21 protein-coding genes are annotated in these 21,930 nt (G+C 65.4%); 18 read left to right on the forward strand and 3 right to left on the reverse strand.

Features of this window, described 5'->3' with window-relative positions:
* Positions 1-102: 102 nt before the first annotated feature.
* Positions 103-1,311 (reverse strand): tryptophan synthase subunit beta, encoded by a 1,209-nt coding sequence (trpB, locus tag F753_RS38490; protein ID WP_023445664.1) that lies wholly within the window; start codon positions 1,309-1,311, stop codon positions 103-105.
* A 128-nt stretch (positions 1,312-1,439) separates the two neighbouring features.
* On the opposite strand from trpB, the gene F753_RS49585 reads away from it, so the two are divergent.
* The 4 genes from F753_RS49585 (at position 1,440) to betA (ending at position 7,053) form a co-directional block, all read left to right on the forward strand.
* The gene (locus F753_RS49585) at positions 1,440-1,703 is read left to right on the forward strand and encodes a hypothetical protein (RefSeq protein WP_141396788.1); all 264 of its coding nucleotides are present in this window, start codon (positions 1,440-1,442) and stop codon (positions 1,701-1,703) included.
* A gap of 30 nt (positions 1,704-1,733) precedes the next feature.
* Positions 1,734-3,800: a choline transporter gene (locus F753_RS38495; protein WP_023445665.1), complete on the forward strand. Its 2,067-nt coding sequence runs from the start codon at positions 1,734-1,736 to the stop codon at positions 3,798-3,800.
* Positions 3,801-3,892: 92 nt separating this feature from the next.
* Positions 3,893-5,365 (forward strand): betaine-aldehyde dehydrogenase, encoded by a 1,473-nt coding sequence (gene betB, locus F753_RS38500; protein WP_023445666.1) that lies wholly within the window; start codon positions 3,893-3,895, stop codon positions 5,363-5,365.
* Between the two features lie 14 nt (positions 5,366-5,379).
* On the forward strand, positions 5,380-7,053 hold the full coding sequence (betA, locus tag F753_RS38505; RefSeq protein ID WP_023445667.1) for a choline dehydrogenase: 1,674 nt from the start codon (positions 5,380-5,382) through the stop codon (positions 7,051-7,053).
* A gap of 122 nt (positions 7,054-7,175) precedes the next feature.
* Here the strand turns inward: betA and rimO are convergent, their stop codons facing one another.
* Positions 7,176-8,498, reverse strand: coding sequence for a 30S ribosomal protein S12 methylthiotransferase RimO (gene rimO / locus F753_RS38510; protein WP_031297814.1), 1,323 nt, complete (start codon positions 8,496-8,498; stop codon positions 7,176-7,178).
* Positions 8,499-8,648: 150 nt separating this feature from the next.
* On the reverse strand, positions 8,649-9,521 hold the full coding sequence (locus F753_RS38515; RefSeq protein WP_023445669.1) for a helix-turn-helix transcriptional regulator: 873 nt from the start codon (positions 9,519-9,521) through the stop codon (positions 8,649-8,651).
* Between the two features lie 298 nt (positions 9,522-9,819).
* Here F753_RS38515 and F753_RS38520 point away from each other — a divergent pair, with 298 nt between their 5' ends.
* The 14 genes from F753_RS38520 to F753_RS50195 form a co-directional block, all read left to right on the forward strand.
* Positions 9,820-10,014, forward strand: a complete 195-nt coding sequence (locus F753_RS38520; RefSeq protein WP_023445670.1) for a Flp family type IVb pilin — start codon at positions 9,820-9,822, stop codon at positions 10,012-10,014.
* A gap of 15 nt (positions 10,015-10,029) precedes the next feature.
* The gene (locus tag F753_RS38525; protein WP_023445671.1) at positions 10,030-10,545 is read left to right on the forward strand and encodes an A24 family peptidase; all 516 of its coding nucleotides are present in this window, start codon (positions 10,030-10,032) and stop codon (positions 10,543-10,545) included.
* Between the two features lie 14 nt (positions 10,546-10,559).
* Complete coding sequence (locus tag F753_RS38530; RefSeq protein ID WP_023445672.1) at positions 10,560-11,882, forward strand: P-loop NTPase family protein; 1,323 nt, start codon at positions 10,560-10,562, stop codon at positions 11,880-11,882.
* A gap of 12 nt (positions 11,883-11,894) precedes the next feature.
* On the forward strand, positions 11,895-12,683 hold the full coding sequence (gene cpaB, locus F753_RS38535) for a Flp pilus assembly protein CpaB (RefSeq protein ID WP_023445673.1): 789 nt from the start codon (positions 11,895-11,897) through the stop codon (positions 12,681-12,683).
* Positions 12,684-12,740: 57 nt separating this feature from the next.
* A complete protein-coding gene (locus F753_RS38540) occupies positions 12,741-14,246 on the forward strand; it encodes a type II and III secretion system protein family protein (protein WP_023445674.1) in 1,506 nt (501 codons plus the stop codon).
* Between the two features lie 11 nt (positions 14,247-14,257).
* On the forward strand, positions 14,258-14,527 hold the full coding sequence (locus F753_RS38545; RefSeq protein WP_023445675.1) for a hypothetical protein: 270 nt from the start codon (positions 14,258-14,260) through the stop codon (positions 14,525-14,527).
* A gap of 11 nt (positions 14,528-14,538) precedes the next feature.
* Entirely contained in the window at positions 14,539-15,867 is a 1,329-nt protein-coding gene (locus tag F753_RS38550) for a Tad domain-containing protein (protein WP_031297816.1), read from the forward strand.
* An 8-nt stretch (positions 15,868-15,875) separates the two neighbouring features.
* Positions 15,876-16,346, forward strand: a complete 471-nt coding sequence (locus F753_RS38555; protein ID WP_031297818.1) for a TadE/TadG family type IV pilus assembly protein — start codon at positions 15,876-15,878, stop codon at positions 16,344-16,346.
* On the forward strand, positions 16,346-16,846 hold the full coding sequence (locus tag F753_RS38560; RefSeq protein ID WP_023445678.1) for a TadE/TadG family type IV pilus assembly protein: 501 nt from the start codon (positions 16,346-16,348) through the stop codon (positions 16,844-16,846). Before F753_RS38555 ends, F753_RS38560 begins: the two co-directional genes overlap by 1 nt.
* Positions 16,840-18,057, forward strand: coding sequence for an AAA family ATPase (locus F753_RS38565; protein WP_023445679.1), 1,218 nt, complete (start codon positions 16,840-16,842; stop codon positions 18,055-18,057). The genes F753_RS38560 and F753_RS38565 overlap by 7 nt, the downstream gene beginning before the upstream one ends.
* A 2-nt stretch (positions 18,058-18,059) precedes the next feature.
* Complete coding sequence (locus tag F753_RS38570) at positions 18,060-19,493, forward strand: TadA family conjugal transfer-associated ATPase (RefSeq protein WP_031297819.1); 1,434 nt, start codon at positions 18,060-18,062, stop codon at positions 19,491-19,493.
* The gene (locus tag F753_RS38575; RefSeq protein ID WP_023445681.1) at positions 19,490-20,476 is read left to right on the forward strand and encodes a type II secretion system F family protein; all 987 of its coding nucleotides are present in this window, start codon (positions 19,490-19,492) and stop codon (positions 20,474-20,476) included. Before F753_RS38570 ends, F753_RS38575 begins: the two co-directional genes overlap by 4 nt.
* A 14-nt stretch (positions 20,477-20,490) precedes the next feature.
* Entirely contained in the window at positions 20,491-21,468 is a 978-nt protein-coding gene (locus F753_RS38580; RefSeq protein ID WP_023445682.1) for a type II secretion system F family protein, read from the forward strand.
* Position 21,469: 1 nt separating this feature from the next.
* Positions 21,470-21,930, forward strand: a 461-nt coding sequence (locus F753_RS50195) for a tetratricopeptide repeat protein (protein WP_023445683.1), incomplete at its 3' end; no start/stop codon positions are given.

The raw sequence follows: 21,930 nt of genomic DNA on the forward strand, positions 1-21,930 counted from the left end.
CTAGGAAGCAGTCGGGCGGCTGCGCATCTTACCCGCTACGGCCGCCGGTTGCGCTTACGGCCGGCCGACGCGCATATGCAGCGTCGGTCAGCCACGCGGGCGCTACAGACCGAGCAGGTTGGCGACGTAATCGGCATCCTTGTCGCCGCGGCCGGAGAGGTTGACGAGTATATGGCTTTCCTTGCTCAGCGTCGGTGCGCTGCGGATGGCCCAGGCCACTGCGTGGGCGCTTTCCAGGGCCGGGATGATGCCTTCGACGCGGGAAAGGGTCATAAAGGCGTCGAGGCATTCCTGGTCGGTCGCGGTCTGGTAGTTCACCCGACCTAGATCCTTCAGGTAGCTGTGCTGCGGGCCGACGCCCGGGTAGTCCAGGCCGGAGGCGATGGAATGCACCGCCGATGGGTTGCCATCGGCATCCTCCAGCACGTAGCAGGCCATGCCGTGCAGCTCGCCGGGCTTGCCCTTTGATAGCGTGGCCGAGTGGCGCCCAGGCTTGTCCAGGCTTTCGCCCGCCGGCTCGATACCGACCAGCTCGACCGCGGCATCTTCGAGAAAGGCGGTGAACATGCCCATGGCATTCGAACCACCCCCGACGCAGGCAACCACGTGATCGGGCAGGCGGCCATGTTTGGCGAGGAACTGCTCACGGGCTTCGGTGCCGATGATCGACTGGAAGTCGCGGACCATCTTCGGGAACGGGTGCGGGCCGACCACCGAGCCGATGGCGTAGATGTAGTTGTGCGGGTCCTTCAGGTATTCCTCGAAGGCGCTATCCACCGCTTCCTTGAGCGTCGCGGCGCCGCGGGTGACCGTTACCAGCTTGCAGCCGAGGATCTTCATCTTGGTGACGTTCGGGTGTTCCTTCTCGATGTCCACCTGGCCCATGTGGATCTCGCAGGGAATGCCGACCAGCGCGCAGGCGGTAGCCAGGGCAACCCCGTGCTGGCCGGCGCCAGTCTCCGCGATCACCTTCTTCTTGCCCATGAATTTGGCCAGCAGCGCCTCGCCCAGGCAGTGATTGATCTTGTGCGCGCCGGTGTGGTTCAGGTCTTCGCGCTTCAGATAGATCTGCGCACCGCCGAGCTGCTCGGACAGCCGCCGCGCATGGAAGATCGGGCTTGGCCGACCCACGTAGTCGGCGAACAGTGCGGCCAGTTCCTGCCGGAAGTCATCACGCTGGCGAATTTCCTCGTAGGCGAGGTTGATGTCGTCCATCGCCTGCTTGAGGTGCGGTGGGACCAGCTGGCCGCCATAGGGGCCGAAATATCCGTTGGCGTCGGGCATGGCGGTGAAGCGAGGATCGGACGACATGAACTCATCTCTGCAGGTGGAATGGGAGAAGGCTGCTGCTATGCGGGGCCGATCATAAGTCAGCGCACAATCGCTGAAAACGCCGAGCTGGAGCGGAGCGCTGGGCCGCTCGTGGCGAGGCGATTCGCATGACCGAAGGGTCGGATCAAGGCGTATGGAATGGTGCCGATTTCGCCGTGATTCGCGAAATTGACACTTATCGTGTAGGATGCACGCCGACTTCGCCATTATGGGAGCATGATTCAACTCAATTTTTTGTCGGCAGCAGCTTGCCGACGGGCATGGCTGTCATCAGTACGGCCGCTATGCATGCCCATCCCGCCCTTGGTGCGCAGCAATTTCAAGAGATTTGCCCGCCACCTGCCGCAATACGTCGCACCGCGATGTCGTAAAAGCCAGAACAAGTTCAGGAGATAGAACTGATGAACGAGGCTGAGCTCTCGCCCAATGATTCCGAAGCGCCGGCTGACCGGATCAATCCCGTAGTTTTCTACGGTTCCGCAATCGCCATCGTGGCGTTTGCCATATGGACGATGTTCTTCACAGATCGCTCCCAAGCGGTCATCAACACGGTACTTGGCTGGATATCCGACACCTTCGGCTGGTTCTACTTTCTCGCCGTGCTGGTCTACCTGCTCTTCGTGGTGATCGTGGCTACCAGCCGCTACGGCAAGATCCGCCTTGGGCCGGATCATTCCAAACCCGAATTCAACGTGGTCACCTGGGCGGCGATGCTGTTTTCCGCCGGGATCGGCATCGACCTGCTGTTCTTCTGCATCGCCGAACCCATCACCCAGTTTCTCGAACCACCGGTAGGCGAGGGCGGAACCACCCAGGCCGCGCGCCACGCCATGGAGCTGACCTTCCTGCACTGGGGCCTTTCCGGTTGGGGTGTCTATACCCTGGTCGGAATGTCGCTGGCGTATTTCAGCTTTCGCCAGGGCTTGCCGCTGTCGATCCGCTCATCGCTGTATCCGATCTTCGGCAAGCGCATCTACGGCCCCATCGGGCATACCGTCGATACCGCCGCGGTGCTGGGCACGGTGTTCGGCATCGCTACCAGTCTCGGCATCGGCATCATCCAGCTCAACTTCGGCCTCAACTACATCTTCGGCATACCGGAAGGCACGCTCACCCAGGCGGTGCTGGTGGTGCTGATCGTGGTGTTCTCGGCAATCTCGGCGGCGACCGGGGTCGAGCGCGGGATTCGCCGGCTTTCCGAATTCAACATGCTGCTGGCGGTCCTGCTGCTGCTGTTCGTGCTGGTGGTCGGCGACACGGTGTTCCTGCTCAACGCGCTGGTGATGAACGTCGGCGACTACTTCTCCAACTTCATCAGCCTGTCGCTGGACACCTACGCCTACCGCCGGCCGACCGACTGGCTGAACGCCTGGACAGTGTTCTTCTGGGCCTGGTGGATCGCCTGGGGGCCGTTCGTGGGCCTGTTCCTGGCGCGGATTTCCCGCGGTCGCACCATCCGCGAGTTCGTCATCGGCACGCTGCTGCTGCCCCTGGCCTTCATGATGGCCTGGATGTCGATCATGGGTAACAGCGCCATCGAGATGGTCATGGGCGGTGCCCTCGAATTCGGCCAGCAGGCGGTGAGCAACCCCGGTTCGTCGATCTATCTGTTCCTGCAGAGCCTGCCGTGGGCCGGTCTCACCACGATCGTGGTGACCATCCTGGCCATCGTCTTCTTCGTCACCTCCGGCGACTCCGGCTCGCTGGTGCTGTCGAACTTCACCTCCATCCTCAACGATGTGAACAGCGATGCGCCGGTGTGGATGCGCATCCTCTGGGCGGCGATCATCGGCATTCTCACCCTGGCGCTGCTGATTGCGGGCGGCCTGACTGCGCTGCAGGGCACCGTGGTGATCATGGGGCTGCCGTTCTCCATCGTCCTGCTGTTCATGATGTACGGGCTGTTCAAGGCATTGCACGTCGAAGGCGTCATGGCCGACAGCTACCAGAAGAGCCTGTCCGGCTACCTGTCCGGGCGCGCTACGCTGGAACACACGCAGATGAACTGGAGTCAGCGCCTGTCGCGGGCAATGAGCTTCCCCAGCCGTTCGCAGATCCGTCGTTACCTGAAGGATGTGTGCAAGCCGGCGATGGAGGAGATCCAGAAGGCGCTGGGCGAGAAGGGCGTGCCGGTGGAGATCGTCGAAGGCGAACCGGGCAACGAGCACCTGGCGCTGCACGTCAATCTGGGCAGCGAGCAGGACTTCACCTACCAGATCTGGCCGGTGCGCGGCACCATGCCGTCCTTTGCCCTGCGCACGCAGAGCGGCAACGCCGACTACTACCGGCTTGAGGTGCATCTGCGTCAGGGCAGCCTGGGTTACGACCTGATGGGCTACTCGCGGCGCCAGCTGATCGAGGACATCCTCGACCACTACGAGCACCACATGCACTTCCTGCATCTGCAACGCGAGAACGGCGGTGGTGAAAGCGGCATGCCCAATCCGGGCGCGGCGCCGACACCCTGATCCTGCACGCCTCGGGCGATCCCCGAGGCGTTCCAATCATGTTGCGGCAGCGTCGATCCGCTGCCGCCACGAACAGTACGAAGAGGTAGATCATGGCCCGTTTTCCACGGCAGCAACTCTATATCCATGGCGGCTACGTCGACGCCAGCAGCAACCAGACCTTCGAGAGCATCAACCCGGCCAACGGCGAAGTCCTGGCCGAAGTGGCGGAGGCCGGTGCGGCCGATCTGGAGCGCGCGGTTGAAAGCGCCGAGCAGGGCCAGCGCATCTGGGCGGCACTGACCGGCATCGAACGGGCGCGAATCATGCGTCGTGCGGTCGATCTGCTGCGCGAGCGCAACGACGAGCTGGCCGTGCTGGAAACCCTGGACACTGGCAAGCCGCTGAGCGAAACCCGCAGTGTCGACATCGTCACCGGCGCCGACGTGCTGGAGTACTACGCCGGTTTGGCACCGGCCATCGAAGGTGAGCAGATTCCGCTGCGCGACAGCAGCTTCGTCTATACCCGGCGCGAACCGCTGGGCGTGGTGGCCGGCATCGGCGCCTGGAACTACCCGATCCAGATCGCCCTGTGGAAAGCCGCACCGGCGCTGGCTGCCGGCAACGCGATGATCTTCAAACCCAGCGAAGTCACCTCGCTGAGCGCGCTGAAACTGGCGGAGATCTTCAGCGAAGCTGGGCTGCCCGATGGCGTGTTCAACGTACTGACTGGCAGTGGCGCCGGCGTCGGGGCGCTGATCACCGAGCACCCGCGCATCACCAAGGTGTCGTTCACCGGCGGCGTGGCCACCGGCAAGAAGGTCATGGCCAGTGCGGCGGCGTCGTCGCTCAAGGACGTGACCATGGAGCTGGGCGGCAAGTCGCCGCTGATCATTTGCGAAGATGCCGATCTGGACCGCGCGGCCGACATCGCGGTGATGGCCAATTTCTTCAGCTCCGGCCAGGTGTGCACCAACGGCACGCGGGTGTTCGTTCCGGCCGGTCTGAAAGCGGCGTTCGAGGCCAAGCTGCTGGAGCGGGTGCAGCGCATTCGTCTCGGCGATCCGCAGCAGGAGGAAACCAACTTCGGTCCGCTGGTCAGCTTCGCGCACATGAACAACGTGCTCGACTACATCGCCAAGGGCAAGGCCGCCGGCGCGCGGCTGCTCTGTGGTGGCGAGCGGGTGACCGACGGCGAGCACGCCAGAGGCGCCTTCGTCGCGCCGACCATCTTCAGCGACTGCAGCGACGACATGACCATCGTGCGCGAGGAGATCTTCGGCCCGGTGCTGAGCCTGCTCGAATATCAGGACGAAGAGGAGGTCATCCGCCGCGCCAACGACACCGAGTACGGCCTCGCCGCCGGCGTCGTCACCACCGATCTGGCGCGGGCGCACCGCATCATCCATCGCCTTGAGGCTGGCATCTGCTGGATCAATACCTGGGGTGAATCGCCGGCGCAGATGCCGGTCGGTGGCTACAAGCAGTCCGGCATCGGCCGCGAGAACGGCATCGCCTCGCTGGCGCACTACACGCGGGTCAAATCGGTACAGGTAGAGCTGGGCGAGTTCGCCTCGGTGTTCTGAGGGAGGTTTGAACCATGGAATATGACTACATCATCATCGGCGCCGGCTCGGCGGGAAACGTGCTCGCCGCGCGCCTGACCGAGGACGCCGACGTCAGCGTGCTGCTGCTGGAAGCCGGCGGCCCGGACTATCGCCTGGATTTCCGCACCCAGATGCCCGCAGCACTGGCGTATCCGCTGCAGGGCACGCGCTACAACTGGGCGTACAAGACCGACCCCGAGCCGCACATGAACAACCGCCGCATGGACTGCGGCCGCGGCAAGGGCCTGGGTGGTTCTTCGCTGATCAACGGCATGTGCTACATCCGCGGCAACGCCCTGGACTACGACAACTGGGCCAAGACTCCGGGGCTGGAGGACTGGACCTACCTCGACTGCCTGCCGTACTTCCGCAAGGCCGAGTCGCGCGATATCGGCCCCAACGACTACCACGGCGGCGACGGCCCGGTCAGCGTGACCACACCCAAGGCCGACAACAACGAGCTGTTCCACGCCATGGTGGAAGCGGGCGTGCAGGCGGGCTTCCCGCGTACCGATGACCTCAACGGCTACCAGCAGGAAGGCTTCGGCCCGATGGATCGCACCGTGACGCCCCAGGGCCGGCGCGCCAGCACGGCGCGCGGTTATCTGGATCAGGCCAAGGAGCGGCCGAACCTGACCATCCACACCCATGCCGTCACCGACCGTGTGCTGTTCGAGGGCAAGCGTGCCGTCGGCGTTCGTTACCTGCGCGGCCGCGAGCAGCCACAGGTGGCGCGTGCGCGCCGTGAAGTGCTGCTGTGCGGCGGCGCCATCGCCTCGCCGCAAATCCTGCAGCGCTCGGGAGTTGGCCATGGCGCGCTGCTGAAGAAGCTCGGCGTCACGCTGGTGCAGGAGCTGCCCGGCGTCGGCCAGAACCTGCAGGATCACCTGGAGATGTACCTGCAGTTCGAATGCCTGAAGCCGGTGTCGCTGTACCCGGCGCTCAAGTGGTGGAACCAGCCGGCCATCGGCGCCGAATGGCTGTTCCTCGGCAGCGGCATCGGTGCCAGCAACCAGTTCGAGGCTGGTGGCTTCATCCGCAGCAGCGACGAGTTCGAATGGCCGAACATCCAGTTCCACTTCCTGCCGGTGGCGGTCAGCTACAACGGCAGCAATGCCCACAACGGCCACAGCTTCCAGGCCCACGTCGGCTCGATGCGTTCACCCAGTCGCGGGCGCATCGAGATTCGCTCCACCGATCCACGGGTCGATCCGAGCATCCTGTTCAACTACATGGCCCACGAGCAGGACTGGCGCGAGTTCCGCGATGCCATTCGCCTCACCCGCGAGATCATCGCGCAGCCCGCGCTCGATCCCTATCGTGGTCGCGAGCTGAACCCGGGCGTGGACGCGCAGAGCGATGCCGAGCTGGACGCCTTTGTCCGCGAGCACGCGGAGACGGCCTATCACCCGTCCTGCTCCTGCAAGATGGGTACGGACGATATGGCCGTGGTCGACGGTCAGGGCCGTGTGCATGGGGTGGAAGGGCTGCGCGTGGTGGATGCCTCGATCATGCCGCAGATCATCACCGGCAACCTCAACGCCACCACCATCATGCTGGCCGAGAAGATCGCCGACCGGATTCGCGGTCGCGAGCCGCTGCCGCGCAGCACGGCGAGCTACTACGTGGCCAATGGCGCACCGGTGCGGCAACCACCGCAGCGTTGACGAACCCGCAGCTCGGCAGTGGAAAAGGCTTCGCCGTTTTCCACGCTACGCTGCCGAGGACTCGTCGTGCAGAAATGAAAACGCCCCGCTATTTGCGGGGCGTTTTCGTATGGCGGACTAGCTCAGATCACTTCGGCCCAGAGGTCGTACTCGTCGGCGTGGGTGACGCGCACGCGGACCTTGTCGCCCGGCTGCAGCGGTTTCTCGCTGTCGATGTAGACCATGCCGTCGATCTCCGGGGCGTCTGCCCAGGAGCGGCCGATGGCGCCGTCCTCGTCCACTTCATCGATCAGCACGTCCAGTTCCTTGCCGACCTTCAGCTGCAGGCGCGCGGCGCTGATGGCCTGCTGGTGCGCCATGAAGCGGTCCCAGCGATCCTGCTTGATCTCGTCCGGTACCGGTTCCAGGCCCATGACCTCGGCCGGCGCGCCGTCAACCGGCGAATACTGGAAGCAGCCGACGCGGTCGAGCTGGGCTTCGGTCAGCCAGTCGAGCAGGTACTGGAAATCTTCTTCGGTCTCGCCGGGGAAGCCGACGATGAAGGTCGAGCGGATGGTCAGCTCGGGGCAGATCTCGCGCCACTTCTTGATGCGCGCCAGGGTCTTGTCTTCGAAGGCCGGGCGCTTCATGGCCTTGAGTACCTTCGGGCTGGCGTGCTGGAAGGGGATGTCCAGGTACGGCAGGATCTTGCCGGCGGCCATCAGCGGGATCACGTCGTCGACGTTCGGGTACGGATAAACGTAGTGCAGGCGCACCCACACGCCCATCTTGCCCAGCTCCTCGCACAGCTCGAGCATGCGCGTCTTGACCGGCTGGCCGTTCCAGAAATCCAGTTTGTACTTGAGGTCGACGCCATAGGCGCTGGTGTCCTGGCTGATCACCAGGACTTCCTTCACGCCGGCCTTGACCAGACGCTCGGCTTCGCTGAGCACATCGCCCACCGGACGACTGACCAGCTTGCCGCGCATCGACGGAATGATGCAGAAGCTGCACGTATGGTTGCAGCCTTCGGAAATCTTCAGGTAGGCGTAGTGGCGCGGGGTGAGCTTGATGCCCTGCGGCGGCACCAGATCGACGAAGGGGTCGTGCTCGATGTTCGGCGGCACCACTTCGTGCACGGCGTTGACCACCTGCTCGTACTGCTGCGGCCCGGTGACGGCCAGCACGCTGGGGTGTACGCCGCGGATGTTGTTCTCGTCCACGCCCATGCAGCCGGTGACGATCACCTTGCCGTTCTCAGCGATCGCCTCGCCGATGGCGTCCAGCGATTCGGCCTTGGCGCTGTCGATGAAACCGCAGGTGTTGACCACCACCACATCGGCATCCTCGTAGGACGGCACGATCTGGTAGCCCTCCATGCGCAGCTGGGTGAGGATGCGTTCAGAGTCGACCGTTGCCTTGGGGCACCCCAAGCTCACGAACCCGACTGTTGGCGTTTTGCTCATCGACTTTGAACCTCGAAAACCGCGCATGAAAAAGGCGCGCGAGTATACCGATGTGGATATTTTTTAGCCAGATTGAGCGGCATGCGGGCGACAGACGCGATGGTGGGTGGCAAGGACGACAGCAGACGGGCACGGTCGACACTCCAACGCTCAGGCGCCGATGTCCAGCTCCAGCCGGGCGGGTGTCGCGGTGGCGTCCTGTAGTGCCTGAGTGGCGTGCGTGGCAGCGTTCGCGCCACCGGCGAGGCGGTATTCGCTTGGCGTGCAGCCGACGAACTGCTTGAACGCACGGGCGAAGTAGGAAGGATCGCGAAAGCCGGCTTCGTAGCCGATGGTGGTGATGGGCATCTGCGAGTTCTCCAGCCGATCCTTGGCGAACTCCAGGCGCTTGCCCAGGGTGTACTCCAGATAGCAGACGCCATGCACGTCGCGGAACAGACGGCTGAAACGCGAGGGCGTCATCTCACACAGCCGCGCCAGCTCCTTCTGATCGAGGTTCTCGCGAAAGTGCAGGTCAATGTACTGGGTCGCCCGCGCCAGCAGCTGGTGCTTCTGGTGGTCGGCGGTCAGGCGGATGCTCGGCGGCAGGTCGGGGTAATGCTCGCTGAGCATCCGCCGTGCGCCGCGTTCGCTGTTCTGTCGCAGTTCGAGCAACCCCTGCAGCGCCTGACGGAAACGCCGCAACTCGGCCGCTGACAGCGGCAGGGTGATGTATTCCCAGACGCGTGAGCGCATCGCCCACACCGCCAGTTCTTCGGAATGCTGGACGGTGAACATGCTGATGGGGATCGATGGAGCGGCATGCTTGACCTGCTGCAACTGATTCAAGCCCGGGGCATCGGGGCGGTCGAAGTGCATGCAGATCATGTCGATGCGCTGCCCCGGCTTGCTATCGGCAAGGCTATGCGCTTGCAGCAGGCGAGAGTCGCTAAACGCCGTGAACTGGCTCATCAGCGTTGCGGTGCTGCGGTCGTGAGTCAGATCGATCCAGCGAAGGACCGGTAGCGGCGGAGAGTTAGACATCTGCACTAGCTCTGCTCTTTACATTTCCTTACCCACAGTATTGGCAATTGGCCATTATCGGTAATAACGATTTCTGCTAATCGCCCTTAGTGATGGCTATTTGCCGTTATTGATTGCATCCGTCTCGGCAGCCGCCTTGAGGCGATCCGTAGGGCAGTGCAGTGCCAGCGAAATTGAGTGCTAGCGATCGGCAATTGAGTCCTAACGACCGCTTCGGTCCGCTGACTAGTGTTCACCTCAAGCAACGCACGCCGCGTTGCCCGCCTTTGAGCAACCACTTTCGAGTGAGGTGAGCGAAATGACCATTCAATCGATCAAGACCGCGATGCTGGCGTTTGCCAAGGATGAGGACGGGCTGACCATCGTCGAGTACGCCGTGGCCGGAGGGCTGATTACCGCGGCCGTTGCCCTGGCGTTCACCAATCTGGGCGCGGCGGTGCTCGTAAAGATCAACGCGCTTATCACTGCGCTCGGCGGGACCCCGGCATCCTGAGGCCGGAGCATCGCGATGAGCAGTCAAGGCTGGATCAGCACGCTGTTGCTGCTGACGCTGTTGGGACTGGCGGCGATCAGCGACCTGCGCCGTCACCGCATTCCCAACCTGCTGATCCTGCTGGGGCTGGCGTTGGGCTTGGCCGGGCAGTTTTTCGTCAGCGGTCTGGTCGGGCTGGGGCAGGGGATGTTGGCCGGGCTGATCGCTTTCGGTCTGTTCCTGCTGCTCTACCTCACCGGTGGCATGGCGGCGGGCGATGTGAAGCTGATGGCGATGGTCGGGGCGTTTCTCACGCCGCAGCAGGCACTGCTGGCCACGGCGGCAAGCCTGCTCGCCGGCGGCCTCTGCGGGCTGGCGCTGCTGCTCTGGCACGGGCAGTTACGTCAGACCCTGGTTCGCTACGGCGCGATGTTCCGCGTCCACAGCTACCTGCCACCAGCGTCCAGCGAGGTCGCTGGCCAGCCGTTCCCCTACGCCGTCGCGATTCTTCTGGGAACCACTGCCAGCCTGTCCAGCCAGCTCAACTTCTAGCGCGGGAGAGCGCCATGTACGCCGTCAGCGACAGCGATGCCTACCCCAGCGAGCGCGACGCGGTGCAGCGTCTGGCGCCGCAGCCGCGCAGCATCGCGGAGACCGGGCTGAGCGACCAGCTGCTTGCCGACCTGCTATGCAAGCACCTGCACGAAGGTGGCGCGCTGGACATGTCGCGGCTGGTCGAGCGGCTGACGCTGCCCGGCGCGGTACTGGAGGAAGTGCTGGGCCTGTTGCGCAAGGACGGCCGCATCGAGGTGCTCGGCCAACACAATGGCCAGGCCCTGCGCTATGGCCTGACCGAGCGGGGCCGCAATGCTGCCCGCGCCGCGCTGGAGCGCAGTGGCTACGTAGGTGCGGCGCCGTTTCCGGTGAGCACCTATCGCTCGCTGGTCAAAGTGCAGACGATTCACCACGGACGGGTGAATGCCGAGCGGATGCGCTCCTCCTTCAGCGGCGTCGTGCTCGCCGACGACCTGCTCGATCAGCTCGGCGTGGCGCTCAACTCCGGGCGCGCGATCATGCTTTACGGCCCGGCCGGCACCGGTAAGACCTACATCAGTGCACGCCTGGCCAGGCTGTTCAGCGAGGTGATCTGGGTGCCCTACGCCATCGCCGTCAACGACGCGGTGGTAGAGATCTACGACCCGCAGATTCACCAGCGCCTGGATGAGGACGAGCAGTCGCCCAGTCTGCTGCTGAGCGAAGGCGTCGACCGCCGCCTGCTGTGCTGCATGCGGCCGCTGGCGGTATCCGGCGGCGAGCTGAGCATGGAGCAGCTGGACATCCGCTACGACCCCTTCAGCCGCCGCTACCTGGCGCCGCTGCAGCTCAAGGCCAGCAACGGCCTGTTCGTCATCGATGACCTCGGCCGCCAGCGCATGCCGCCGCTGGAGCTGTTCAACCGCTGGATCGTGCCGATGGAGGAGAAGCGCGACTTCCTCAACTTCGGCGGTGGCCAGCAATGCGCACTGCCGTTCGACATGGTCCTGGTGTTCTCCACCAACCTCAATCCGCTGGAACTGGCTGACGAGGCCTTCCTGCGGCGGATCGGCTACAAGCTGCGCTTCAACTACCTCAGGCCGCTGGAGTACGAGCGCCTCTGGCGCCAGGAAACCGAGCGGCTGGGCATCGCTTTCGATGCGCACCTGCTGCGCTACGTCCTGCACGACCTCTACGAGGCCGAGGGCATGCCGCTGGTGCCGTGCCACCCGCGCGACCTGCTGAGCATGGCGCTGGACCGCCAGCGCTACGCACAACGCAGCGGCCCGCTGACGCCCGACGACCTGCAATGGGCCTGGCGCAACTACTTCGTTCAGCTCGAATTTCTCGGATGAGGAGATACAGACATGGGCGCTCGTACTCTCACGCTGATCGCGCTGTCTCTGCTGCTGGGACTGGGGGCGGTCTGGATGGCCAACAACTGGCTGAGCGCAAGGCTCGATGCCGGTCCCGATGACCAGTCGCAGAACGTGGTGGTCGCCACCACCGAGATCCCCTTCGGGCGCATGGTCGAGATGCAACACGTGACGCTGGTGCGCATGCCCAAGGGCACGGTGCCGGACGACTCGTTCGCCGCCACCGAAGACGTGGTCGGCAAGATCGCCACCTTCGGCATGCTGCGCGGCGATGTACTGCGTGGTGCGCGGCTGGCCGAACACCTGGGCGGCAGCACGCTGGCCTCGCTGATTGCCACCGACAAGCGCGCCGTGTCGGTGCGGGTCGATGATGTGGTGGGGGTGGGCGGCTTCCTGCTGCCGGGCAACCGCGTCGACGTGCTGGCCACTCGACGCAAGGGCAACGGCGACGAAGCCGAGGCCAGGACCATTCTCGAAGACCTGCGCGTGCTCGCCGTCGACCAGACCGCCAGTACCGACAAGACCCAGCCGGTGGTGGTACGCGCGGTGACCCTGGAAATGAGCTCCGAGGAAGCCGAGGAACTGGTCAAGGCGATGACCGAAGGCCGCCTGCAGCTGGCGCTGCGCAATCCCCTGGATAACCAGAAGAAGCCGGTGGCGGCCCCGCCGCCAGCTCCGGTTGCAGTGGCGCCGAAACCGGTGGTGCGCCGCGCGCCCGCGCCGAGCGGGGTGACGATCATTCGTGGCACCCAGGTGAACGTGAGCAACCTGGGGCTGTAGGGCGACTGCCGGCTGACGACGCGCGGCCAGAGCGGACCGACGCGCAAGGAGAAGGACATGAAGAGCAAGTGCAGAGTGGGGGCTACGGCCCTGGTGCTGGGCATGATGCTGTCCGGCCTGGCGGCCGCCCAGGCGACCCCGGCTGTCGTCGCGACCCCGGCGGCGAATACCAGCGACGTTCAGGTGCCGATCTACAAGTCGCGGGTGCTGACCACGCGCACAGCTGTCAAGCGCATCTCGGTGGGCAATCCGGAGATCGCCGACATTCTCATCACCAGCCCGACGCAGCTCTATCTGCTCGGGCGGTCGCTGGGCAGCACCAACGTGCTGCTGTGGGACAGCGGCAACCGGCTTATCGACAGCCTCGATCTGGAAGTGGTGCACGACCTCGGCGGCCTGAAAAGCAAACTGCATCAGGTGCTGCCGAACGAGCCCATCGAGGTGTTCAGCGCCCAGGGTGCGCTGGTGCTGCGTGGGCAGGTCAGCAGTGCCGCAGTGATGGACAGTGCACTCAGGCTGGCCCAGAGCTACAGCGAGCCGGCGCCTGGTATAGCCGCGGAGCAGGGCGCCATGGCTCAGGCGTCGCCGGCGGCGCAGCGGCCGTTGCAACTGATCAACCTGCTCAGCGTCGGCGGTAGTCAGCAGGTGATGCTCGAAGTGAAGGTCGCCGAGATGCAGCGCAACCTGTTCAAGAATCTCAACGTGCGCTTCAACGCCTTGGACTTCGGCTCGTCCGGGCGCTGGTCCGGCGGCGGCTTCAACAACGGCGCCGGGCTGGGCTTCGATGAGGACGGGCTGGTCAACCCGACCACGCTGTTCGGCGATGGCACCGGCATCTTCGGCCAGTTCCTCTCCGACAACTTCCTCTTCAACGTGGTCCTCGAGGCTGCGAAGGACAACGGCTCGGCCAAGGTGCTTGCCGAACCGACGCTGACCACCCTGACCGGACAGCAGGCGGAGTTCATCTCCGGCGGCGAGTTTCCGGTGCCGATCACCGAGGACGACGGCATCACCATCGAATTCAAGGAATTCGGGGTCGGGGTCAAGTTCCTGCCTGTGGTGCTCGATTCTGGGCGGATCAACCTCAACCTCAACGTCTCGGTCAGCGAGCTCTCCAACGCCAACTCGCTGGTACTGGACACCGGCCTGGAGAGCATTCTCGGCAACGGCGTCAGCCAGGTGATTCCGTCGCTGACCAAACGCAGCGCGCAGTCAACCGTCGAGCTGGGCAACGGACAGACCATCGCCATTGCCGGCCTGATCAGCCAGAACACCCGTGATTTCGTCAGCCGCTTCCCCGGCCTGGGCGACGTGCCGGTGCTGGGTCAGTTGTTCCGTAGCCAGCAATTCATTCACGGCGAAACCGAACTGGTGATCCTGGTCACGCCGCACCTTGCGCAGCCGGTTGATGCCAAGACCGTGCGGCTGCCCACCGAGCATTTCGTCGAGCCCAGCGATGCCGAGTTCTACCTGCTAGGCAAGACCAAGGGCCGCGGCGTCGACCGTGCGGTGCCGGTTAGCCTGGGCATCAGCGAAGGCCGCTTCGGCCACGACCTCAAGTAGGAGTCGCGATCATGAAAAGTCTGCTCCCCGTCTGTGTCCTGCTCCTGCTGGCCGGCTGCATTCCCTATCAGCAAGGGCGGGTCGGTGCGCTCGGCAGCACGGTCAACGCAACGCTGTATCAGCAGATCGCCGACAAGCACACGGCCGCCAATCCAGGCACGGAGCTGCCGACTGTCGGCACCGACGGACCGCTGGCCGAGCGGGTCCTTGACGGTTACCGCGGCGTGACCGGCGATGCGCAGCAGGTCGCCCAGCCGATCCAGATCAACGTGGAAAACTGAAGGGCCGCATCATGAACGCCTCTCGCACGATGCGCCCGCTGCCCCGAGCCCAACGCGGTTCGGTGATGGTGCTGATCGTAGTGGCACTGGCGGCGATCCTGTTGATGGCAGCGCTCGCGCTGGACGGCAGCCACATGCTGGTCAACAAGACGCGCCTGCAGAACGCGGTGGATGCCGCTGCGCTGAGCGGCGCCAAGACCCTGCAGCAGGTGATGGGGTCGGGAAATGCCGGCAGCCTGGCTCAGGACGCGGCGCGTGCCACCTTTCAGCTCAACGCCCAGGCGGCCGGCAACGACGAGCTGGCGGCGGCGCTGGGTGAGGACCCGGCCAGCCTGGTGCAGGTCGATCTGGCCGCCAGCGTCTACGGACCGTTCTCCTTTCCCGGCCCGGCCGACGCACGTTACGTGCGCGTCAGCGTCACCCAGCTGCCGCTGACGGGCTTTTTCTGGGGGCTGCTGCAGGTCTTCGGCAATAGCAGCGAAAAGGCCGTGGCCGCCGCGGCGACCGCCGGTCCGAGTCCGACCAGCCCCTGCAACATTGCGCCGCTGATGGTTTGCGGCAACCCGGCGCAGCACCAGCCGGACGATGGCCTGTTCTGGGGCTATCGCTTTGGCGATCTGGAAGTGCTCAAGGGGTCGGCCGGCAATGCGCCGGCCATCGGGCCTGGCAACTTTCAGCTGATTCGGCTGGGCGACAGCAGCGGCGGTGCGGACGTGCGTGAAGCCCTCGCCGGTGGCGTCGAACAGTGCAACAGCGTCGGCGAGACGGTCGAGACCGAGCCGGGCAATACCATCGGCCCGGTGGCCCAGGGCTTCAATACGCGCTTCGGGCAGTACAGCGGGGCGTTGTCGAACAGCGGCGATCAGTATCCGCCGGACCTGATCACCGACTACAGCGCGCCACGCATGACCTACAACAACAGCACCGCGCAGGCCGAGTATGACGGCGAGGTGGTGAACGCCAGCGACGGCAACCTCTCCACCGCCAGCAGCGCCTTGCTCGATTACAACGACTGGCGCCAGCGCGTGGCGGATTGCCCCAACGGCTGTCGCTCGGACGGCGTGTTCGAGCGGCGCATCCTGAAGATCGTGCTCGGCGACTGCAGCGGCAGCTCCGGCGGCCAGGTTTCCGTGCCGGTGCTGGGGTTCGGTTGCTTCTTCCTGGTCCAGCCACTACCCACCGGCGCCGGCAACGAGGCGCAGATCTTCGGCCAGTTCGTCAGCGAGTGCGAAGGCGACAACGTGCCGGACAGCAACCCGGTGGACGATGGCGGCCCGCAGATCATCCAGCTCTACAAGACCTACATCGACAATAACCGTACGCCGAGCAGCGACTCGTAGGAGGCGCCATGAACAGTCGGGGAGGTCGGAGCAGGGCGCGCCAGCAGGGGCTGGCGATGGTGGAATTGGCCATCGCCTTACCCTTGCTGCTGCTGTTGCTACTGGGGATTGGTGAGCTGGGTCGGCTGTTGTGGCAGTACAACAGCCTGCTGCAGGCCAGCCGCGATGCTAGTCGTTTCGTCGCCGGTCAGGCCTGGAATCGCACCCTCGGGCAGCTGGAACTGAGCGCGAGCCTGCAGCAACAGGCGCGCTCACTGGCGGTGTATGGCGTGCCGGTGCCGCAGGACGGCAGCGCGCCGCTGGTCACCGGGCTGAGCCCGTCGCAGGTAACGGTCAGTACGCTGGGCAGCGATCACGTGCAGGTCAGCATCAGCTATCCGTTTCAGCCATTGTTCGGCGGCGGCATTCCGGGTTTCGACGGCGACGCCGTCTCGCTGAGCTTTCCGCTGGTGGCCACTTCCGTGATGAGGGCGCTGTGATGAACGCCAGGCGCATGCGCGGGGTGTATGTGGTGGAGTTCGCCGTCGTCGGGCTGCTGCTGTTCATCCTGCTGTTCGGCGTGCTGGAACTGGGCCGGCTGTTCTTTACCGTCAACGCGCTCAATGAAACGGTGCGCCGTGGTGCGCGGCTGGCTGCGGTATGCGAGATCCACGAGCCACGCATCCTGCGCCGGGCGATCTTCAACGAGGCCGACAACAGCGCCGCCAGCAGCCTGATCGCCAACCTGCAGACCGCCGATCTGTCCCTGGTCTACCTCGACGGCAACGGCTCGCCGATAGCCAATCCGTCGACGCCCGGCAGCGCCGGATTCAGCGCCATCCGCTTCGTCCAGCTGCGGGTGGAGAACTTCACCTTCGACTCGCTCATTCCCGGCCTGAGCGGGGCGATCACGCTGCCGCCATTCAGCTCGACATTGCCGCGCGAGAGCCTCGGCCGCCATGCCGAGCCCGATGCCGTTCCGGAGATCACGCCATGCTGAACACCCTCGAAACTTCCAGCGGTGTCGCGGTCGGTCGACAGGGCCTGCGGCTGCTCATCAGCGGCCGCGATGCCGGCGTGCTGGCCCGGCTCAAGGCGCTCAGCGAACAGCTGCCGGGCCTGCAGGTGAGCACGCGCCAGGTGAGCAACGGGCACACCGACCCGCTCTACGGGCTGGAGCAGCTTCCCGACATGCTGTTGCTGCACGTCAGCCACCTGTGGCGCGAGGAACTCGGTGCGCTGCAGCAGCACCCGTCGCAGCAACGACCGCCGCTGCTGGTCTGCGGCCCGCAGGACGATCGTGACTGCATGCGTCTGGCCATGCAGGTCGGCGCGCGCGACTTTCTTCCCGAACCGTTGCTGGAGCAGGAGTTGCTGGCCGCGATCGGTCGGGTCGCACTGGAAGCTCGCGACGTTCCGGCGCCTGGCGGGCAGCTGATAGCGATCATGAACGCCAAGGGCGGCTCTGGCGCCACCATGCTCGCCTGCAACCTGGCCCACAGTCTCAGCGCCCACGGACGACGCACGCTGCTGCTGGACCTGGATCTGCAGTTCGGCAGTGTCGCCCACTGCCTGGACGTGCAGCCGAACCACAGCCACATGGAAGTGCTGCAGCGCATCGATGAACTGGATGGCGTGGCGCTGCACGGCTTCTGCAGCCATTTCAGCCCGACCCTCGACGTGCTCGGTGGCCGCGCCAGCGAGCTGTGCCTGACCCAGGATGTGCAGCTGGAGCAGCTCGAGGCGCTGCTGCGGCTGGCGCGCACGAGCTACGACTGGGTGGTGGTGGACCTGCCACGGCAGATCGACCACCTCACCGGCATCACCCTGGAGCAGGCCGATCATGTCTACGTGGTGCTGCAGCAGTCACTCAGCCATCTGAAGGACGCCGTGCGCCTGGTGCGCATCATGCGCGAGGACCTGGGCATCGGCGGCGAGCGTCTGCAGCTGGTGGTCAATCGCTACGACAAGTCGGCGCCGGTCAGCCTCAAGGACATCGCCGAGGCGCTGCATTGCGGCGAGCCGCTGCGGCTGCCGAACGACTATGCGGTGATCAACGAAAGCCAGAACACCGGCGTGCCGCTGGGGCTGCACGCGCCGCGGGCGGCGCTGACCCAGGGCATCCGCCAGATCGCCCAGGACCTGCTCGGTAACGAAGCCGCCGCGCCGGGCCTGTTCAAGCGCACCTTCGGCCGACTATTCAGGGGATGACCATGCTCAGCGAACTGCGCAACCGCCTGCAGACAGGCAAGCGACCCGCGACCCGCCAGCCGGACACCGGCCCTGCGCCCGAACGGGCGGAAGGCGTCATGGCCTGGGAAATGCCGGCGGTCGAGCGGCTGTATGAAACCCGCAGCCAACTGAGCCCGGTCGATGCCGACTGGCGCGAACGGACCTATCAGCAGCTGCTCAAGGTCATGGACCTGTCGCTGCTCGACTCGCTGGAGCCGGCGGACGCAGGCTGGCAGATCCGCGAGATCTGCCAGCGCCTGCTCGACGAGCATGCCGCGCCGGTCAGCGCGGCCGGGCGGCAACTGATCATCAAGCAGATCACCGACGAGGTGCTGGGGCTCGGCCCGCTCGAACCGTTGCTGGCCGACGCCACGGTGTCGGACATCCTGGTCAATGGCCACGCCTCGGTCTACGTCGAGCGCCACGGCAAGCTGCAGCGCACTGATGTGCGCTTCCGGGACGACCAGCACCTGTTGAACATCATCGACCGCATCGTTTCCAGCCTTGGCCGGCGCATCGACGAATCCTCGCCGCTGGTGGATGCGCGACTGAAGGATGGCTCGCGGGTAAATGCGATCATCCCGCCGCTGGCCATCGACGGGCCGAGCCTGTCGATCCGGCGCTTCGCGGTGGACCTGCTGAACGCCGAGAGCCTGATCCAGATGGGCACCCTGACGCCAGCGATCGCCCTTGTGCTCAAGGCCATCGTGCGTGGGCGGATGAACGTGCTGGTGTCCGGCGGCACCGGCACCGGCAAGACCACCATGCTCAATGTGCTGTCGAGCTTCATCCCGCACAACGAGCGCATCGTCACCATCGAGGATTCCGCCGAGCTGCAGCTGCAACAGCCCCACGTGGTGCGTCTGGAAACGCGCCCGGCCAACATCGAGGGGCGCGGCGAAGTGAACCAGCGCGAGCTGGTGCGCAACAGCCTGCGCATGCGCCCGGACCGCATCGTCATCGGCGAGGTGCGCGGCCCGGAGGCGCTGGACATGCTGGCGGCGATGAACACCGGGCACGATGGCTCGCTCACCACCATTCACGCCAACAGCCCGCGCGATGCCCTCGGGCGGGTGGAGAACATGGTGGCGATGAGCGGCGCGACCTTTCCGATCAAGGCGCTGCGCCAGCAGATCGCCTCGGCCATCGACGTGGTGATCCAGCTCGAGCGGCAGGAAGACGGCAAGCGACGGCTGGTCAGCGTGCAGGAGATCAACGGCATGGAAGGCGAAATCATCACCATGACCGAGATATTCACCTTCGAGCGCCGCGGCATCGGCGAGCACGGCGAGGTGCTCGGTGATTACCGGGCGACGGGCATGGTGCCGGGCTTGCGCGACGTGCTGGCCAAGCGCGGCATCGAGCTGCCGCTGGAGTTGTTCCGCCCGGACTGGATGGAGGGCTTGCAGCCATGAGCCAGCTGCCCGGCGAATTCATCCTGATCTTTCTCGGCATGATCTTCGTCGCCGTGTTCCTGCTCAGCCAGGGGCTGACGGTGCCGGTGTTCGGTGAGGCGGGACGGGTGCGCAAGCGTATCCGTGCGCGGCTGCACCTGCTCGAACAGGCCAACGACCTGCCGAACATGCAGACCCTGTTGCGGCAGAAATACCTGACGCGCCTGTCGCCTCTGGAGGCGGCGCTGGAACAGCTGCCGCTGATGGAACGTCTGGCGCAGATGATCGAGCAGAGCGGCCATGGCTACCGTGCCTATCGGGTGGTGCTGCTCGGCGCATTGCTGGGCGTGCTGGTGGCGGTGGCCTGTGCGCTGCTACTGCGTCCGTGGTGGCTGGCGGTGCCGCTGGGGCTGCTGGCGTTCTGGCTGCCGATACTGAAGATCGCGCGTGATCGCAGCCGGCGTTTTGCCGAGTTCGAGGAAGGCCTGGCCGATGCGCTGGACTCCATGTGCCGCGCGTTGCGTGCCGGCCATCCGTTCAGCGAGACGCTGCGGCTGGTGGCCGAGGAGCAGCGAGGCGCGGTGGCGCGCGAATTCGGCCTGACCTTTGCCGACATCAACTACGGCAACGACGTGCGCCGCGCCATGCTCGGTCTGCTGGAACGGGTGCCGAGCATGACGGTGATGATGCTGGTGACCAGCATCCTCATCCACCGCGAAACCGGCGGCAATCTGACCGAGGTACTGGAGCGGCTGAGCCGGCTGATCCGCGGGCGCTTCCGCTTCCAGCGCAAGGTCCGGACGCTCTCCGCCGAAGGGCGGATGTCGGCCTGGGTGCTGATCTGTGTGCCGTTCGTGCTGGCCGCGGTGATCATGCTGACCACGCCGCAGTACCTGCCTCTGCTGATCAACGAGCCGATCGGGCGGCAACTCGGGGTGGCGGCATTCGGCGCCATGCTGCTGGGCATTTTCTGGATTCGCCGGGTCATCCGCATCCGGGTCTGAGTGGGGGAGTGGTCATGGATTATCTGTATGGGCTGGTGCGTAGCCTGGTCGCCGATGAGCAGCTGGTGCGGCTGATCTTCCTGGCAGCGGTGGCGCTGAGCGTGGTGCTGGCAGCGACGACCACGACGGTGCTGGTGATGGGCCTGCACGATCCGATGCGCCGCCGCCTGGCGCTGATCAAGCGGGGCGGGCAGCACGGCGCCGAGCATGGCGTCGGCGAGCCGCCGCTGGGCGGTCTGCAACTGCTGCTGGAGCAGGTCGGCCAGCGTTTCGTGGGCAGGGAAGGCGAGCAGCACAGCGGCACCCGCGCACTGCTTTCGCAGGCCGGCTACCGCTCGGCCGCCGCGGTGCAGATGTACTGGGCGATCCGCCTGCTGCTGCCGCTGTTGCTGCTGGTCGCGACCCTGCTGGCACTGCCGCTGATGACCAGTGCCTCGCTGACACCCGGGTTGCTGGCCGTGGCACTGGCGCTGGGGCTGGGCTGGCTGGCCCCGGCGATGTTCGTCGAGCGGCATCGCAATGCGCGGCAGATGCGCCTGCGCGCGGCATTTCCCGATGCCCTCGATCTGATGGTGGTCTGCGTGGAGTCGGGGCTGGCGTTGCCACAGGCGATCGAGCGTGTCGCCGAGGAAATGGCGGTGAGCCAGGTCGAGCTGGCCGAGGAACTGGCGACAGTCAACGTCGAGCTGCGTGCCGGGATATCCAGCGCGGTGGCGCTGGGCCACCTGGCCGAACGGACCGGGCTGGAAGATATCCGCGGGCTGGTGAGCCTGCTGGCGCAAAGCATTCGCTTCGGCACCAGCGTGGCCGACACCCTGCGCGTCTACGCCGACGAATTTCGCGATCGGCGTACCCAGGCCGCCGAGGAGCAGGCGGCCAAGATCGGTACCAAGCTGGTATTCCCGCTGATTTTCTGCCTGTGGCCGAGCTTTTTCCTGGTCGCCATCGGCCCCGCCATGATCGGCGTACTCAAAGCGTTCGGGGGACTGTGAGATGAACAGAATCGCACTGCTGCTGGCCATCGCGGCCGTACTTGCTGGCTGCCAGTCCATGGGCCCGGAGCCCGGCGAAGGGCGCTCGATCTACTCGGGCAACCATTCGGTGCTGTACCGCGCACGGCAACAGGCCGGCTCGCTGGAGCAGGCGCTGCAGCTTGCCGACATGGCTTATCGGGCGGGGGATCTGGACCAGGCGCTGTTCCAGTACCTGCGTGCACTGGAACTGGAGCCGGAACGCTTCGAAGCGCTGGTCTGGGTCGGGCGGATTCACCGCGAGCGCGGCAATATCCAGCTGGCCGAAATGGCCTTTGACGAGGTACTGCGCAAGGCGCCGGACGACCTCGATGCCCTGGCCGAGATGGGCATGCTGCAACTGGCCCGGCGGGAGCAGGAACGGGCGCGGGAGCTGCTCGAACGAGCCGTGCTGCTGGACCAGCAGCGGCTCCCCCGCGCGCC

The organism is Stutzerimonas chloritidismutans AW-1 (assembly GCF_000495915.1).
In the GTDB taxonomy this organism is placed as follows: Bacteria; Pseudomonadota; Gammaproteobacteria; order Pseudomonadales; family Pseudomonadaceae; genus Stutzerimonas; species Stutzerimonas chloritidismutans.